This window comes from Acinetobacter sp. SA01, assembly GCF_011319235.1.
Taxonomy (GTDB): Bacteria; Pseudomonadota; Gammaproteobacteria; order Pseudomonadales; family Moraxellaceae; genus Acinetobacter.
Genome location: NZ_WXXM01000025.1, coordinates 17484 through 34051 on the forward strand (window position 1 = coordinate 17484; position 16568 = coordinate 34051).

A 16568-nucleotide genomic window follows, 5' to 3' on the forward strand; every position below is an offset into this window, starting at 1 on the left:
GTATCAAGCAAGACATGAGTTAAAAAATAGGAAATAAAATGAAAGAAGTTGTGATTGTTGCCGCAAAACGTACCGCGATTGGAAGTTTTTTGGGTGGCCTGGCTAGCGTCAGTGCACCGCAGTTAGGAAAGGTAGTGATTGCTGCGGTATTAGACGCTGCCGGAATAAAGCCAGAACAGGTAGATCAGGTCATTATGGGAAATGTGTTGACTGCAGGTGTGGGACAAAATCCGGCACGTCAGGCGGCAATTGCAGCGGGTATTCCGGTTTCAGTACCCGCTTCGACCTTGAATGTGGTGTGTGGTTCTGGACTGCGCGCTGTTCATTTGGCAGCACAGGCCATTGCCACTGGTGAAGCCGATATTGTCGTGGCAGGGGGGCAGGAGTCGATGTCACAAAGTGCCCATATTATCCAGATGCGTAACGGGCAGAAGATGGGCAATGCGCAATTGGTGGATAGCATGGTCTATGATGGTCTGACCGATGTGTATAACCAGTATCACATGGGAATGACTGCTGAGAATATTGTAGAAAAACTGTCGATTAGCCGTGAAGATCAGGATGCTTTGGCACTATCTTCTCAGCAGCGTGCAGTTAAAGCACAGGTGGAAGGGAAATTTGACGCAGAAATTGTGGCAGTGCAAGTGCCACAACGTAAAGGTGATCCGCTAGTTTTTGATCGTGATGAATATATCAAACCCGAAACGAATCAACAAAGTTTAGCTGAGCTGCGTCCAGCCTTTAAAAAGGATGGAACGGTGACTGCAGGTAATGCCTCAGGGATTAATGATGGTGCAGCAGCTGTATTGGTGATGAGTGCCAATAAAGCAGCAGAGCTTGGTTTACAGCCATTAGCAAAAATTAAAGCGTATAGCATGTCTGGTATTGAGCCGGAAGTGATGGGACTTGGTCCTGTAAATGCTGTGAGAAAAACATTAGAAAAAGCAAGCTGGTCTTTGGACGAGGTTGATCTGGTAGAAGCCAATGAAGCCTTTGCCGCACAAGCTTTAGGAGTGTCGAAAGAACTGGGCCTCAATATGGAAAAGGTCAATGTCAATGGTGGAGCTATTGCCTTAGGCCATCCAATAGGAGCCTCAGGCTGTCGAATTCTGGTCACGCTGTTACATGAAATGCAACGCAGTGAAAAGAAAAAAGGACTGGCGACCTTATGTATTGGTGGTGGAATGGGCGTTGCATTAGCAATTGAGCGACTTTAAACATTATTTCTGATTGCGAGAAGCTTTGTTGCATAAAGATTTTCAAGCCTAGATGTCCCGAACCGATTTTGAACTGAGTGCTGTATGTTAGTCACTTTTTAGCAACAGGAATCGCTGCTAAAAATTTATGATCATTTACTAAGTCCCCACTTAAAAATACTACGTGGGGACTTACATCAAGCTAATTGTATGGATTATTCAGAAGGTGCTTTAACCAATACTTACTGAATTAAAACAGCATCTTATATTTTTCTAGCAAAACTGTCATCAATCATTCATAACGATGTAATGTACAAAAATTAGTCTAATCAAAATTTTAACAAACATTAAAAAATATGAAGACTTTAAAACCACATACCTTATGTCTCAGCTTGGCTTTATTAGGCTGTTCGTTTCCAAGTTATGCACAACTCATGTTCAGTCAATATATTGATGGTTCCTCTAACCGTAAAGGATTAGAAATTTATAATCCTGATGGTAGTACAGTAAATTTAGCAGATTATGAAATTCAGCAATTTACCAATGGATCAACCACTAAGTCAGCAGCTTTTCCATTACAAGGTACATTGGCAAGCAAAACAAAATACGTTATTGGTCGCTCAGAATTACAGACAGAAATTGGTTCTAAAGTTGATCAGGTTGCAGGACTTTCTTTTAATGGGGATGATGCACTTGTCCTGCTGTATAAAGGTACGCCAATAGATCGTTTTGGTCGAGTGGGGGAAGATCCAGGCACTGGTTGGGGAGTCAGTTTTAGTAGTTATCAAAATAGTTTGTCACGTACTAAAACTTCAAATAATGTCACTTTGATCGATCCTGCAGCAGCATTTGAGTTAGAAAGCCAATGGTCTAAATGGTCTGAACGAAATGCATTCAACAGTTACTTAGGTTCAGTCAATACTGAATCTACCTTGGCTGAAATCAGTTGCAGTACGGCCGATACGCCAATTGCAGACTTACAAACCGCTGCACTCAATCAGCAATATATCGTTCGTGGAGTCATCACTGCTGATTATCGTTACCAAAATGGTTTTTCCGGGTTTTATATTCAATCCCCAGACAGTAAAGCTAAACTTGGCTTAAGCAACGCCATTTTTGTATATTTACCCGCAAGTAGCACAGTGACTGGCGGAAAAGTAGGTGAAGAGGTTATTTTTAAAGGTCGTCTTACTTCTTATCAGAACCAGCTACAGATCGATCAACTCAGCAGTAATATTCAAACCTGTAATCAACAAGCTGAAAATCTGGTTAGCGCCACTCCTTTACAATTGCCCTTCTCAAGTTTGACGGATGCAGAAGGTCATAGCCCTAAACGATATCAAGGGATGCTGGTCAAAATACCGCAGACTTTAACCATTAGTGAAAATTATAATTATGGGCGATATGGTGAGCTATCCTTAAGCTTGGGGCGCTTATATATTCCAACTAATTTATATCCAGCAAAATCACCTGAAGCCTTCAATTTGGCCAAACAAAATTTATTGTCAAAAATTATCCTGGATGATGGTTATAACAATCAAAATAGAACCCCATGGCTGCCACAAAACTTTAATGCATTAAACACTTTAAGAAGTGGCTATCAGTTGAAAAATGTTGAAGGGATTCTGGAATATCGCTTTAATACATGGCGTATTCAACCTATTTTAAATAAAACACAGCCTGAAATCATTAAAGACTCAAATTTAAGAACAACAGTACCCGCAAAAGAGTCCAGACAAATTCGTGCCGCTGCTTTTAATGTATTGAATTATGATAATGGTACCACCCAAGGTTTTCCTACGGAACGCGGTGCAACCTCACAATCCGAGTTTAACAAACAGCATCAGAAAATCGTGACTGCTTTGAAAGCGATTGATGCAGATGTTTATGGATTAATGGAAATTGCAAACAATGGCTATGATGAGAAAAGTGCAGTCGCTTACCTCACCAAAGCTTTAGGTACCGATTGGAAATATATCATTCCACCGAAGATGACCAAACTGGGTACAGATGCAATTGCTGTGGCTATTATTTATAACAGTAAGCGTATTAAAACCGTGGGAGAACCTGCGGTCTATGATGATCAGACTCAAAAGAATCGGGTAACGATGGCACAAAGCTTCCAGTCTTTATCTGGCGGGAAAATTTTTACGATTATACCGAATCATTTAAAATCTAAAGGCAGTTGTCCTGATGATAAAACTTCGTTTGATGCTGATCAAGGTGATGGACAGGGCTGTTGGAACGCGACACGTTTAACAGCAGTACAAAAATTGATGCAGTGGATTGCAACGAATCCGACCAAAGTGAATAACCCCAATTATTTACTGGTCGGTGACATGAATAGTTACGCTAAAGAAGACCCAATATTGGCATTTGAAAAAGCCAATTATAAGGTTTTGCTAAATGATGAAAAAATTGGTCAGGGTAAAGCAGCCTATAGTTATATTTTTGGCGTAGCCAGTGATGCTAATGGCAATGGCGGTTCAGGAAACTTAGACCATGCTATTACCGATGCGAACTTGTACCAAAGGGTGAAGCGTGCTTTTGCATGGCACATCAATGCGGATGAGCCGACAGCTTTGGATTATAATGAAGAATATAAAACACAAGAGCAAATCACAGCATTCTATAGCGATGATGCATTCCGTTCTTCCGATCATGATCCTGTGATTGTCGATATGGACCTCAATGAGAATGTAGCAAACACTCCGGATAGCAGTGAAATAAGTGGTGGCAGCATGGGAGTATGGTCAATTTTTGCATTAGCCGGGCTTGTTTTAGTTTCCACTCTACGCAGACGTAAATTGAGTTGATTGAATAAAGTATCAATTTAAAAACTGAAGACATACAGCAGATGGCTGCATTGCAGAGCACAACAAAACACTCTTAAATGATAGGTTTAGATAATAGCTCTATGCTAGGAGCTTTAGAATTTTTGTGTTGATTTAATCAATAAGGAGAAATATAAAATCTCTCCTTATTTTATTGTGCGGAGAACATCTAAATTCATGAATTTTAAACAATAGTTCCACATGATGTATGATTAAATTATAATCAAAATGGGATGGTTGTGGCCTTTAAAAGCAGAAGCATTCAATATTCAAGTATCACATGCAGTTTATTCGTTTCCAGTATATTTTTAGCTGGGTGTAATAATAGTAAAGACAATACCATTATAACGCCTGTCATTCAATCTCAACCGCTGGAAGTCAATGTATTGCATATTAACGACAGCCATTCACATTTGGATGAAGAAAGTACCAAATTACTTCTGGAAACCTCTGCAGGTAATCGCGAGCAAATCCAGGTTTCAAATGGGGGTTTTGCACGAGTTGCAGCATTGATGAATAGCCTAGCCAGCACGGAGAAAAACCCGATAAAAATTCATTCAGGGGATGCCATCACTGGCGATCTGTACTTTACTTTAAAAGAAGGTGAAGCAGAAGCAGCTCTTATGAACACGGTATGTTTCGATACTTTAACGCTAGGCAATCATGAATTTGATAATACCGATGAAGGCTTAAAAAAATTTATTGGTTTCCTGAATAATAAAGGCAGCTGTAAAAATAAAACACAAGTTTTAAGTGCCAATGTCGAGTTTGGAAAAACCTCGGCACTCTACCAGACTGATCAGGTGAAACCCTATACCATTATTGAGAAAGAAGGGCAAAAAATCGCATTAATCGGTTTAACCATTGCTGACAAAACCAAGAATGCCTCTCGTCCAAATGCAGATACCATTTTTAAAGACGAAGTAACCACTGCACAAAACTATATTGATCAGCTCAAGCAACAAGGCATTAATAAGATTATTGTACAGTCTCATTTAGGCTACGGCATGGATAAAAATCTGGCTGCACAGTTGTCTGGTGTTGATGTTATTGTGGGCGGTGATTCGCATACCCTACTGGCCGATGCCAAGCTGAAAAACTACGGGATAAGCCCTGAAGGTGACTACCCAGCGACCCTAAAAAATAAAGAGGGTGATCCGGTTTGTGTGGTACAAGCCTGGCAATATGCCTATATGGTTGGCCAGTTAAAAGTAAATTTTGATGCCAACGGAAAAGTTCAAGCATGTACCGGCAAAGCAAATGTATTAATTGGAGATGATTTTAAGCGCAGCGCTAAAGATGCTCCAGCCCTAAATACTACTGAATTGGATGTGATTAAAAAAGATATTGAAAGCAGTAACAGCTTGCGTATTGTTAAACCTAATGCTGCAGCTTTAGCTATCCTGGAACCGTATAAAGTTGCTAAAAATTTATTGGGCAAGGAAATTGTTGCGAATGCCCAAGAAAATCTATGCCTGCGTCGTGTACCCGGAACGACAAAAGATACATCACGTTCCACTTTAGGGGACATCTGTAATAAATCAGATTTTACCAACCAACATGGTGGTGATGTGCAACAACTCGTGGCTGAAGCATTTTTGCAACAAGGTAAAAAGTATTTTAATGCCGATATCTCGATCCAAAATGGCGGTGGTGTCAGGGTGGATCTTCCCCAAGGTGATATTTCTGTAGAGAAAATTTATACTGTATTGCCATTTAAAAACACCTTAGTACAGTTAAAGGCGACTGGGCTAGAAATTAAAAATGTACTTGAAGATGCGATGGATGCTGTCGTAAATAACAATACCGGTAGTTATCCCTACGCGGGTGGACTGCAGTGGGATGTAGATTTATCCAAAACCAAAGGTCAACGGATATCCAACTTAAAAGTTCGCAATGCACAAGGAATTTATGAAGCTTTAAATCCAGACCAGACCTATCAGGTGATTACCATTAATTTTCTGGCAGATGGTCAAGATTTTTATAGCAGTTTTAAAAATATCACCGGTGAACGTCGTGTAGAGGTGGGACTGGATTATGCAGAAGCTTTCTTGGATTATGCAAAAAATGAAAAAGTGTTGAAACGCTTAGCTGTTGAACGCTACAGTACGCAGACTTACAAAGAATAAGCTGACTTGATTAATCCGACTCGGAGCATGTAAATCATTATAGTCAAGTTCCTAATCTGGTCTTGGGCAATTTTTCCATTTTTTATCGTATGCGAGCATACATCCAAAATGTTGTGCAGCTTTGTCTTTAAAATTTTTGAATATCTTCAGTCTTCTACTGTAGCACTTCATTCCATTTAAAATCAGTACGGTTAGTAAAATGCACCTCCCGCTTTCATCACAGGGAACCCTCTTTCAGATTTTGATAAAATCCTACTTAATGAGGTTGCTTATAGTTGCTGGTTGTATCATGGTGCTGATGATAGTGACTTGATTTATGCATTTCATGCTCATCAGATTTATCTTTAGGATTTTTTTGTGGCTGACTATCATCTTGGCTGGTTTGATTTTCAGTTTTTTTAGATTCTACTTCATCTTTTGGGTGTGGGCGCTTGGTCATTTTATTCATCCTTTTCTAAAAATATAAAATTACCGATTGTTTAACCGACCTAATTAGAATGCGCTGACGTAAAAGAAGATATAGTTTTATATTGTATTGGCTTTGTTGCACCAAGGTTCTCTGGATATTTACTATTAAAAAATGCTGCAGCCGTATCTATCACCGCGACTATAGGCATCGTCACAGTCGGGCAGGATGAAACACTAGAAAACGTCATCGAAAGGGCAGATCAGGCCATGTATATGGGGAAACAGCAGGGACGTGACAGAACCCTATTCGCCTGATCAGATGGAGTCTAGAGCTCAGTTTTGAATAGTCGAGTCCCCTCAAATGACACCGTCCTTCATGATTGAGTACAATCTTTACTTGGCTCTCTACTCAAAAGCCATTCAAGAACTATTCTCGGCATTCACGTTCAGCCAGTACCTTGGATAATCTTTTGGTATGGGCAATTAATCGGTCCAGCCAGCGTTTTGCCGCCAGCAGTTTTAAGCTTCGGGCTGCACTCAGCCGGTTCAAGGTGGCATATTGCATCACTTCCTCACGTAAGTCGGCCCGATGTTCATCGCTCCACTGTTTAAGACTGGCCACTTCCTGCTTAAAATTCTCAATCTTTTCAGCATTTTCTAAAAAATCCGGATGGGTGACATAATGCTCGAGAATATTTAAAAAATCTAAAGCCACTTGATAAATCTGTGGTTGGGTCCGAATAGCCAGTGCATAGGGAACACCTTCCAGATCACTGCGTAGAACCCGAATATACACCATCATCCTTAATAAAGAGGTCAGGCGCTGTTTATCCTGTTGATATTCTGGAACGACTATTTTTTCTAAATAGGCCTCTAGATACTCAATCTCTTGATCTAATTGTTGTAATTGTTTTGGGCTCAGATTGATGCCCTCCTGAAATGCACGACGTAATATCCCAAACATCTGAATCAGGATTTGAAAAGTCACTTTTTCTGCAGCAATGATGGCCACACTTGGAATATCCAGATTAGATTCATCCAGAATTTCTAGGGCACCTGATTTTTTCTGCGGTAAAAACTTACAAATGAGCTGATTGAAGGGATGGATCAACGGCATAAAAATACATGCGCCGATTAAGCTAAATAAAGTATGAAATGCTGCCACAATGACAACTTCATCCCATTCAGCAATATATTGAATATGATGGTCGGCCCAGTTAAATAAAGGGATCAACAAAAAGAAAGCAAATATCGCACTGACTACATTGAAAACCACATGCACCGCTGCAGTCCGTTTGGCATTCACTGAGCCACCAATCACAGCCAGCACCGCCGTGGCAACTGTCCCGATATTTTGTCCAATGACCAGTAAAAAGGCTTGCTGCAGGTCAATCGCAGTACTGGCTAAAGCTGCTAAAGTCGCGGTAATGGCGGCACTGGAAGACTGTAGCAACACCGTCATGATCAGTCCGATCCAGACCAGAAACAGCTTCTGCCAGAATGAATCATAGTGAAAAATGGACAAATCGACTTGTTGAGCAAGACCTGACATCGCAAGCTGTAATTGCTCAATCCCAAAGAAAATCAGGCCAAAACCTGCAAGCGCAAAACCGAATAAGGCCAAACGGCCATGCGTTAATAATTTGAGCAACGCACCTACAGCAATCAGAGGTAAGGCAAAAGTGGTGATAGAAAATTTCACCCCGAGTAAAGCCACTATCCAGCCGGTACTGGTCGTTCCGATATTGGCCCCTATAATTACCCCAATCGCCTGGGAAAAACTTAATACTCCTGCTCCGACAAAACCAATAGTCGCCAGCGTCGTGGCTGTAGAGGACTGGACAATCAAGGTCAGACTAATACCTGAACATAGTGATTTCAACGGTGTTCCGGTAAATTTGGTCAGCCATAGCCGTAAGGTTTCACCGGCCATGTCCTTAAGACTGTCGGTCATTAAAATCATGCCAATCAAAAATAAACCAATACCGCCACAGAGCTGAGCAATAACTTCGAGCACAATTTTCCCAAGGTGTTTTTAGCATCAGCATACCGTCTGATCCAGGCGATGTCATTAACTACAATCCGAGGATAGGCTTTGGTCGTAGGGATTTGGACGACAGGTTGAGCTCGAAAGCCCGATAGGACTGCAGCAAAATACATTCCAGGTAAAAAAATCACAAAATCTTCATCTGCGTTTTCTTAAGATGAGTCCGGTCAGCTTGATCTGACCCAGACACAGAGAGATAGGGTTAAATTTTATCGCTCAATTTTTATTTTAAAAATCAAAGCAATTAGGGGTATGTGGTGCGTCAAGTAATTGAATATGTAGGAGCGGACCTGTCACGGATCATTGAAATGGCCTGGGAAGATCGCACCCCATTTGAAGCCATCCAGCGTGAGTTTGGTTTGAATGAAGCTGCAGTGATCCGCTTGATGCGGAAAAATATGAAAGCATCAAGTTTTAAAATGTGGCGTGAACGGGTCACCGGCCGAAAAACCAAACATCTGCAACTGCGTTCACCCGATGTCATTCGGGCCTATTGTTCACGGCAGTATAAACGTTTCTAAGCACTTTGTTTTGAGCGCTGTCTGGACTCACGTTTACATCGTTCAGAACAGTATTTGACTTCCTCCCAGCAGCGTTGCCATTTTTTGCGCCAGCTAAAAGGACGCAAGCAGTGAATACAGATTTTTTCAGGGAGATGCTGTTTTTTCATGCTTTATAACTCATGAATCCGTCTGAGGAGCTGCTGGGCATGAGTGATGATCTGCTGCCGATCTTGAAGTTTATCCAACTGCCGATAGATCATGCCCATACGTGGATGCGTACGGAATGTCGCTTCATGCCGGATCATGAAATACCAGTATAGGCTGTTAAACGGACAGCTATCCGACTCAGTGCGGGTTTTGACATTGTAGCTACAGTGCTTGCAGTAATCGGACATCTTATGAATGTAATTGCCCGAAGCGGCATAGGGTTTGCTCGCCATCAAGCCTCCATCGGCATGCATCACCATGCCCAGCGTGTTCGGCAGTTCTACCCATGCATAGGCATCGGCATAGACGGCCAGATACCACTCGCTGATCTGCTGCGGGTCTACACCAGTTAACAGGGAAAAATTGCCAGTCACCATCAGACGCTGGATATGATGCGCATAGGCATGCTGAAAGGTATTACGGAAACACTCCGCCATACAGTTCATCCGGGTACGGCCGGTCCAGTAAAATTGTGGCAACGGAGCTGAGTGCTGCAGGGCATTACGGCTGGCATATTCCGGCATGTACAGCCAGTAAATGCCACGGACATATTCGCGCCAGCCGATAATCTGCCGGATAAAACCTTCGACTGCATTTAACGGTGCATGACCGGCATGGTAGGCCGCTTCTGCTGCATCACAAACTTCTCTGGGCAGCAGCAGGCCGCAGTTCAAATAAGGCGAGAGCAAGCTGTGAAACAGCGTGTCTGCCCCCTGAACCATGGCATCCTGATAGTCGCCAAAATAAGGTAAACTGTGATCAATGAAATGCTGCAATGCAAGCAGGGCATTACTACGTGTGGTGGCCCAACTGAAATCGTCAAGGCTACCGGGGTGATGGGAAAACTCGCGTTCAACCAGTTCCAGCACATCCAGATCAATCTGATCGCGTTCAAAGTGCAGTGGCTCTGTCAAAGCTGTACTGCCTGACCAGGCCTTGCGATTGGCACTATCATAGTTCCATTGCTGTCCTACAGGTTGCTGTCCCTGCATCAAGTAGCCTGTCTGTTTGCGCATTTCCCGATAAAAATATTCCATACGCAGTGTCTGGTAGCGGCTGGCCCAGTGCCGGAACTGCTCCGGACTACAGAAAAAACGTTCATCATTCAGGCACTTTATCGGCAATTGCAGTTGCTGGCTCCAGTGCTGTTCAATCTGCTGCTGCAAGCGATATTCCCCGCAGTGGGTAATGACCAGTTCTATGACAGGGAATAGCTGTTGCTGCGCCTGCACGAAATCAAGCAGGCTACGAATCTGGCTACCGGATTGAAAAGTATGGTAACGTACACGCCAGCCTTCAGCCTTGAGCTCTTTGGCAAAATGACGCATGGCACTAAAAATCAGGGCAATTTTCTGCGGATGATGGGAGACATAAGTCGCTTCCTCAACAACTTCGGCCATCAGGATCACATCCCGGGTGCGGTCTAGTGCCCTGAATGTAGCAAGCTGATGATGAAGCTGGTCACCCAGAATTAAACCGAAACGCATACTGATCTCAGAACCCGTGAAAGATAGCGTAGTCTAAATATAGTGACTTCAATTTTTTGTGAAAATATCGATCAGTAAAGTGATCCTAGACAATATTGTGGACAACCGATTCCTCTAAATTCTTAAAATATTTCTGTTCAAAGGTTTCAGGACTGAACAGTCCCGTAAAAGCTATTGCTAGATCCAGATTTTGAATACTCCCCATAAAAATACACCCTCTGAATGAAATATAAAGAGGGTGTATCAAATTGACTTACTCAATTTTATTTGTTTGGGAACAATTTATTTCCTCAAGACAAGCGAACAATTAATGAGTTGGTTCGTCCGCTTTTACGCCTTTTTCGTACAAAGTATAGATATAAATTGGAATATTTAAGTCTTCTAAGTGCTTATAGATCAGTGGGCGTACATCTTCCCAGTCTAAACTGCCAACGCCTGTTGCAAGGCGTGGTAATGCTAAACTTTCAATCTTCTCTTCTTCAATCAACTCTTTTAAGTTTTTCAAAGTACGGTTTACATATTCTGTCGATGCTTTACCTGGTTTGGAACCATTATCATAGGCCGCTTCTTGTGTCATCAAGTTTACGATGCGTTGACCTTCAGCATTCACCCATGTCCATTGTTCTCCCGCTTTAGGGTGATTAATATGGCAATAGTTACGGAAGTCTTTATATAAGGCCGGCCAGTATTCACGCAGACTTAAAGCTAAACCTGTTGCAAAGTTATCATTTGGTGCAACACCGTGGGCAATTGCACGTGCATTACTCAGTAAAATATCTCCAGATACTTCATAAATCATAGATTTGACTCCTATTTTAATGGTCTTGTTAAACTTATCTTCTATATTCATTATAGCTAGTCATTGCTGTTTTTCTATCTAACTTAATAACTACTAAGTCTTTGCTAATTAATAAATTTTATAAAAATTTATGTTATAATTTTACAGGTAAAGCAATCCCATTTTTATTAAAAATTAGCATCAAAAAATTAATAAATTGGTTTAAAAATCAACCTATAAGTTGCTATATTCAGCTTAGCATTCTTTTCTGAAACTGGGTCTTATATGTGCTGCATTTATTCTTAGACTTAAGTGCAATATAATTGAATCATTGGGTTTTTAAACCGAAAGAAAAAAGTTATGGTTCACTGGATGCTTACGTTTGTGCTAATTATTTTTACTAATATTCAGCCAAAAATTATAAAAAATACTCGTATTAATTCTTTAAAGCAGCTCTCATCAAAAGAAATAAGCAAACACATACTGCCATAACCAAAGCAATAAGCGCATTACTCCCAAAATCACTGCTACATAGGCATGTAAGATCAAATAAGCAAAGCTAATCCAGCCACTTGCTCCATTGACCTCACGACCTTGATATTCGCACAACAGTACAAAAGCTACGGCAAATATCTCCATCACAATCATTGTATTCAAAACCCACGACCAAGGAAAATGCAGCAACCATACCCAAGCAATAAAAATCAGAGCAACCGTGAGTAAAATCTTACTGAGCTGCCCCAATACTTGTAATTCCCTACCCGATTTATTCTGCATCTGTTTCCCTATCTAATCTTATTGAAGAAAGCTTATAGCATCATTATTTTGGGCACTGTTGCAAATAGGAATCTGAATCGATGATCTCCCTTTAAAAAAAGCTTAGAGACCAGACACCCTGTTGATTAGACACACTTCACCCTGAAAATTCCCATAATAAAATGACGAAGCCTGACCTTTATGTAGTGCATGCATGACCTCAATGCCCTTAATGGTAGCGTAAGCTGTTTTCATGGATTTAAACCCCAGCATGGCACTAATGATCCGCTTTAACTTACCATGATCGCATTCAATCACGTTATTGTGATATTTAATCTGCCTGTGCTCAAGGGTGGGCGGACATTTTCCTTCCTGTTTTAACCGTGATAAAGCACTTCCTGATGTTCACGATAGCTAATGCCATATTTACAATACCAGCGTACAGCCAAAAAAATGATTTCGCCCTGAAAATGCCGACCATGGAAGGGATTCATATGCTTAACCTGTAACTAAAAACGATTTAGCTTACCATTAGCGGCTATTTGCAACAGTGCCATCGGCAGTGTGGCAAGTGTCGGGGTATTGGCACCTGCCAAACCACCAATCGTCATCACCATCACTGAAACGGTCTGGAATAAAGATTGTGAGCTGGCCAGGATAAAACCTGACGGTGCATGGTATTTTGCAGCATAAGAGCGAAACCTAAATTTTTGGTGAATAAGCAACGAATGAGAGTTTTGGTATACAGTCGGTACAACCCAAAACTGGACTTGACCAGATTTCATTCTTGAATAAGTTTGCTGTGCCTGTTTCAGTGGAAATGTTTCATTCAACCATTTCCAAGTTGCCAAACCGGCTAACCTATATGACTTTTTAGATCTTGTGCAAAATGAGCTATCGTATTTCATACGTGTTGTTGAATACGCTGAATACCCACCTGAGCAGCATCAATTGCCCCTGCCAAATAGCCTGAATAGTGTCGTGACCATTCGCTGGCAATCCCAATAATACGGTTTGTCCCAATATGGTCATTCGGGGTATTTTCAGGTGCCATTCCATGAGAGCTAGCAGGGTTTTTCCAGTCTTCTTCGGTAGCGGTGAAAATATCTGTTGACCAGTCTTTGATATATTCATCTTCGGGTGTTGCCGCCTCTAAACCAAACAGGCGAATCAGTTGTGCCCGACAATGTGCCATAAGCTCATATTCACTGACTTTCTGGCGGACATTTGCAGGAATACCCAAGAAACCAAATAATGCAGCATAACCGTTAGATGTAGATGCATCATGGATTTCACCCATAGGACCTACATGGCTACTGGCTTGACCAGACAAGCCCTGTTTTCTCCAAAATGCTTCAGGATAAACTGCTACATACTTGGCATGAGGTGCCATCCATGTAGCGGTCTTGTTCCACTGGCTCAATAGAGATGAAGGCAAGGCTGGGGAGAATAAAATCCGTTGAGCAGTGAGGCGAGGTGCTAGGGCAATCAGAACGTAATTCGCTTCAACACGCGTTTCGCTGCCGACTTGGTCTTGGCTGGTTAAATGAATACGTTCATGTTTCTGTTGGGTAATATGTGTGACCTGTTGTTGAGTCAGAATTTTTTGTGCAGGAATCTGTTGGGCTAAACCATGAATCAGGCTGCTCATTCCTCCCTCAAGGCGAATCGATGGCGTTGATTCCCATGGACTCGATAACTGTACCGGTGCTATTCCCCGTTGTTTTTCAAAGACGAGCCTACCTGTGTCAAACTGTTCATAAAAGGGAAGTTTGAGTTGTTGAACCAGTTGCATGAGTTCAGGGTTGAGTTCAGGCCAAATCCATGTTGCCCCTAAATCAAATCCCTGCTCTGAATACACACGACCGCCTAAACGATCTCTTGCTTCCAGTACAATATAGTCTGTGATTTTGGCTTGTTCCAACAAATAGGCAGCATATAAACCACTTAACCCTGCACCAATAATGGCAATCTTGGTCTGTATCATGACTGCTGCTCCACAAAATTTTGCGCAGAGGAAAGGTGGCCTGTTTTTACATACAGCGTTGCACCTGCTGCACTCGCATAAAAGTGCTGACTGCTTTGAATTGGTAAACGAACCCATGAACCTGCAGGAAAAGTTTCCCCGTTCATAATCAATTCACCCTGTATAACCAGAAGCTCTATACCCTTCAAGCTGTATTCATCAAAGTTTTGATGTGGTTTAAGTTTTTCGAGATAGGTATGTTCATTATGAGATACATATAAGGGACAAATCAGACGTTGACCGATTGTTTTCCAGTTTTCAGACGCCTGAGTATTGATACGTATCGTCTCGGTATGATCTTTGCTCATTTGCATGAGTTTGACAAAAATGAGCGTACCATTTTCACTGGATGGGGTGTGTTTTGAACCGTCTGGATTACGTAAATACCAGCCTGATGGATAATGCTGATGGCCATTTTCAGTGAATGTTCCTGAAAGCACTAAAATTTCTTCACCTAAAGGATGCTCATGCTCTGGAAACATGGTTTGCGGTGCATAACGAACCAGACTGGTGGCACGGGCAGTTTCATTCCCCACTCGATCCAGCATGACCCGTTCAACTTCACCACGAGGTGATTTGATCCATTGATAATCGTTGGGTTTAACCACAGCCATCTGGGAAAAATCAGCATTAATCAACATGCTTTGTCTCATCCATTGCAATTTCTTTACCAATATCTGAACCACCGCCAGTAACAATCGCTACTTTCAAAGAAAATCTATTCATTATGATAAGATCCTTTATCAAGTTGAATTTTTGCCCTGACATGTGCATGCTGTATATCGCTTATATGGATTGATTTTATGATTCATGTCTTATATAAACAAACGAGATAATCTTTTAATAATTGATAGAAAATCTTTAAAATGAAAACACCTGTATATCTCAATGCATTAAGGGCTTTTGAAGCCAGTGCCAGGCATCACAGTTTTTCGGCTGCTGCTGCCGAGCTGAATGTTACCCCTGCAGCAGTTGGGCAACTGGTTAAAAGTCTGGAAGGTTGTTTGGGTATAACCCTGTTTCAGCGAAGCACAGGGGGGAAGGCCCGCTTAATGGCAACTGAAGCAGCCTTGATGGCCTTGCCTGATATTCATGCTGGGTTTGATAGGCTGACACTTGGAATGAAAAAATTACAGGCTCAAACCTCGACAGGAGTGTTAACCGTTGCGATTAGTCCAGCCTTTGCAGCGAAATGGTTACTACCAAGAATTGATACCTTTCAACAAGCCTATCCTGATATTGATATTCGACTGGATACCAATTTAAAGCCTGTGGATTTTGGTCGTCATGGAATTGATATTGCAGTGCGATATGGGCAGGGGAACTGGCCGGGATTAGTTGCAGAGAAATTAATGGATGAAGAGGTTTTTCCAGTCTGCTCACCAGCCTTTTATCAAAAATATCAGCAACAGTTACAATACGCTAAGAATTTATTAAATCTACCGTTAATCCATGATTTAACCATGGATTCCCATTCAGGGTTTACCACTTGGAATACATGGTTACAGTACAATCAGATTAGTAATCAACAGGCCCAGCGAGGGTTAAAAATCAATAATTCGGCTGCGGTATTACAGGCAGCTATAGATGGACATGGAATTGCTTTGGCTAGAAGTGTCATGGCAGCAGATGATTTAAAAACAGGACGTTTGCTGCGTTTATATCCAGAAATGAAATGCTCTTCCGCATTGGCCTATCATATAGTGTATCGAGAAGAATGTCAGAATATGCCAAAACTGGTAGCATTTAAAATATGGTTGATGGGTGAAGCACTATGAATCAAACTACTTGCACTATTGCAAATTGGACTGCTCCCAGTATCCTAGACATAAGGTAGCTCAGATAAAATTTGTCTAGGATACTAGGGCGTGTCCTCATTTGAAGAATTGGTTTTAAATACTTAAAATCCTCCTTTAAGCTCTTTTCATTTCTATATTTTTTCAATGGCACGTACTCTTCTCACCGATGATATTTGGCAGCAAATTCAAGATACTATGCGATTACACGGTTGTTACTGTTCAAAAAACAGTAGAAATATCATGGAAGCCATCTTATGGAAACTACGTACGGGTGCGACATGGCGTGATATTCCTCAAGAACTTTGCCCTTGGCAAACTGCTTACAATCGCTTTAATCGCTGGGCAAGTAAGGGATTATGGGATAAATTTTTTTTAGATTACGAGGCATTCTGGATCAG

At 41.6% G+C, this 16568-nt stretch carries 14 protein-coding genes and 2 pseudogenes; 6 read left to right on the top strand and 10 right to left on the bottom strand.

The genetic code is table 11. The features are described from left to right. Positions 1-38 precede the first annotated feature (38 nt). The 3 genes from GTU69_RS15620 to GTU69_RS15630 all read left to right on the top strand — a co-directional run bounded on the left by GTU69_RS15620 (position 39) and on the right by GTU69_RS15630 (position 6159). Positions 39-1217, top strand: a complete 1179-nt coding sequence (locus tag GTU69_RS15620) for an acetyl-CoA C-acetyltransferase (protein WP_166171858.1) — start codon at positions 39-41, stop codon at positions 1215-1217. A gap of 335 nt (positions 1218-1552) precedes the next feature. Continuing rightward, the gene (locus tag GTU69_RS15625; protein WP_166171860.1) at positions 1553-4012 is read left to right on the top strand and encodes an ExeM/NucH family extracellular endonuclease; all 2460 of its coding nucleotides are present in this window, start codon (positions 1553-1555) and stop codon (positions 4010-4012) included. Positions 4013-4263: 251 nt separating this feature from the next. Beyond that, positions 4264-6159: a 5'-nucleotidase C-terminal domain-containing protein gene (locus tag GTU69_RS15630; protein WP_171522042.1), complete on the top strand. Its 1896-nt coding sequence runs from the start codon at positions 4264-4266 to the stop codon at positions 6157-6159. A 256-nt stretch (positions 6160-6415) separates the two neighbouring features. On the opposite strand, the gene GTU69_RS15635 is transcribed toward GTU69_RS15630, so the two are convergent. Further along, positions 6416-6598 (bottom strand): hypothetical protein, encoded by a 183-nt coding sequence (locus GTU69_RS15635; protein WP_166171864.1) that lies wholly within the window; start codon positions 6596-6598, stop codon positions 6416-6418. A 396-nt stretch (positions 6599-6994) separates the two neighbouring features. Next, complete coding sequence (locus GTU69_RS15645; protein ID WP_166171866.1) at positions 6995-8584, bottom strand: Na/Pi symporter; 1590 nt, start codon at positions 8582-8584, stop codon at positions 6995-6997. Between the two features lie 287 nt (positions 8585-8871). On the opposite strand from GTU69_RS15645, the gene GTU69_RS15650 reads away from it, so the two are divergent. Then, positions 8872-9135, top strand: coding sequence for a TIGR03643 family protein (locus GTU69_RS15650; protein WP_071852191.1), 264 nt, complete (start codon positions 8872-8874; stop codon positions 9133-9135). Here the strand turns inward: GTU69_RS15650 and GTU69_RS15655 are convergent. The 8 genes and pseudogenes from GTU69_RS15655 to GTU69_RS15690 all read right to left on the bottom strand — a co-directional run bounded on the left by GTU69_RS15655 (position 9132) and on the right by GTU69_RS15690 (position 15012). Further along, entirely contained in the window at positions 9132-9284 is a 153-nt protein-coding gene (locus tag GTU69_RS15655) for a DUF2256 domain-containing protein (protein ID WP_166171868.1), read from the bottom strand. The genes GTU69_RS15650 and GTU69_RS15655 overlap by 4 nt on opposite strands. 3 nt (positions 9285-9287) lie before the next feature. Next, entirely contained in the window at positions 9288-10811 is a 1524-nt protein-coding gene (locus tag GTU69_RS15660) for a cryptochrome/photolyase family protein (protein WP_166171870.1), read from the bottom strand. Positions 10812-11118: 307 nt separating this feature from the next. Beyond that, complete coding sequence (locus tag GTU69_RS15665; RefSeq protein WP_166171872.1) at positions 11119-11610, bottom strand: macro domain-containing protein; 492 nt, start codon at positions 11608-11610, stop codon at positions 11119-11121. A 438-nt stretch (positions 11611-12048) separates the two neighbouring features. Beyond that, positions 12049-12366, bottom strand: a complete 318-nt coding sequence (locus GTU69_RS17230) for a hypothetical protein (protein WP_240921717.1) — start codon at positions 12364-12366, stop codon at positions 12049-12051. Positions 12367-12468: 102 nt separating this feature from the next. Continuing rightward, positions 12469-12839: pseudogene (locus tag GTU69_RS15675) on the bottom strand (DDE-type integrase/transposase/recombinase). Between the two features lie 57 nt (positions 12840-12896). Next, positions 12897-13036, bottom strand: a pseudogene (locus GTU69_RS15680) (MFS transporter); the annotation flags it as partial. A 213-nt stretch (positions 13037-13249) separates the two neighbouring features. After that, positions 13250-14332, bottom strand: coding sequence for an FAD-dependent oxidoreductase (locus tag GTU69_RS15685; RefSeq protein WP_166171874.1), 1083 nt, complete (start codon positions 14330-14332; stop codon positions 13250-13252). Next, positions 14329-15012, bottom strand: a complete 684-nt coding sequence (locus GTU69_RS15690) for a cupin domain-containing protein (RefSeq protein WP_166171876.1) — start codon at positions 15010-15012, stop codon at positions 14329-14331. The genes GTU69_RS15685 and GTU69_RS15690 overlap by 4 nt, the downstream gene beginning before the upstream one ends. 225 nt (positions 15013-15237) lie before the next feature. Between GTU69_RS15690 and gcvA the strand changes: the two genes are divergently transcribed. Both gcvA and GTU69_RS15700 read left to right on the top strand, forming a co-directional pair. Beyond that, on the top strand, positions 15238-16149 hold the full coding sequence (gene gcvA / locus GTU69_RS15695; RefSeq protein WP_086197559.1) for a transcriptional regulator GcvA: 912 nt from the start codon (positions 15238-15240) through the stop codon (positions 16147-16149). A gap of 165 nt (positions 16150-16314) precedes the next feature. Further along, positions 16315-16568: transposase (locus tag GTU69_RS15700; RefSeq protein ID WP_166169863.1), on the top strand; the 254-nt coding region annotated here is incomplete at its 3' end.

What these genes read in the sequence shown, in the direction of transcription:
- GTU69_RS15620 (WP_166171858.1), top strand. Translation starts at nt 39, where the DNA reads ATGAAAGAAGTTGTGATTGTTGCCGCAAAACGTACCGCGATTGGAAGT.
- GTU69_RS15625 (WP_166171860.1), top strand. Translation starts at nt 1,553, where the DNA reads ATGAAGACTTTAAAACCACATACCTTATGTCTCAGCTTGGCTTTATTA.
- GTU69_RS15630 (WP_171522042.1), top strand. Translation starts at nt 4,264, where the DNA reads ATGGTTGTGGCCTTTAAAAGCAGAAGCATTCAATATTCAAGTATCACA.
- GTU69_RS15635 (WP_166171864.1), bottom strand. Translation starts at nt 6,598, where the DNA reads ATGACCAAGCGCCCACACCCAAAAGATGAAGTAGAATCTAAAAAAACT.
- GTU69_RS15655 (WP_166171868.1), bottom strand. Translation starts at nt 9,284, where the DNA reads ATGAAAAAACAGCATCTCCCTGAAAAAATCTGTATTCACTGCTTGCGT.
- GTU69_RS15660 (WP_166171870.1), bottom strand. Translation starts at nt 10,811, where the DNA reads ATGCGTTTCGGTTTAATTCTGGGTGACCAGCTTCATCATCAGCTTGCT.
- GTU69_RS15665 (WP_166171872.1), bottom strand. Translation starts at nt 11,610, where the DNA reads ATGATTTATGAAGTATCTGGAGATATTTTACTGAGTAATGCACGTGCA.
- GTU69_RS17230 (WP_240921717.1), bottom strand. Translation starts at nt 12,366, where the DNA reads ATGCAGAATAAATCGGGTAGGGAATTACAAGTATTGGGGCAGCTCAGT.
- GTU69_RS15685 (WP_166171874.1), bottom strand. Translation starts at nt 14,332, where the DNA reads ATGATACAGACCAAGATTGCCATTATTGGTGCAGGGTTAAGTGGTTTA.
- GTU69_RS15690 (WP_166171876.1), bottom strand. Translation starts at nt 15,012, where the DNA reads ATGTTGATTAATGCTGATTTTTCCCAGATGGCTGTGGTTAAACCCAAC.
- gcvA (WP_086197559.1), top strand. Translation starts at nt 15,238, where the DNA reads ATGAAAACACCTGTATATCTCAATGCATTAAGGGCTTTTGAAGCCAGT.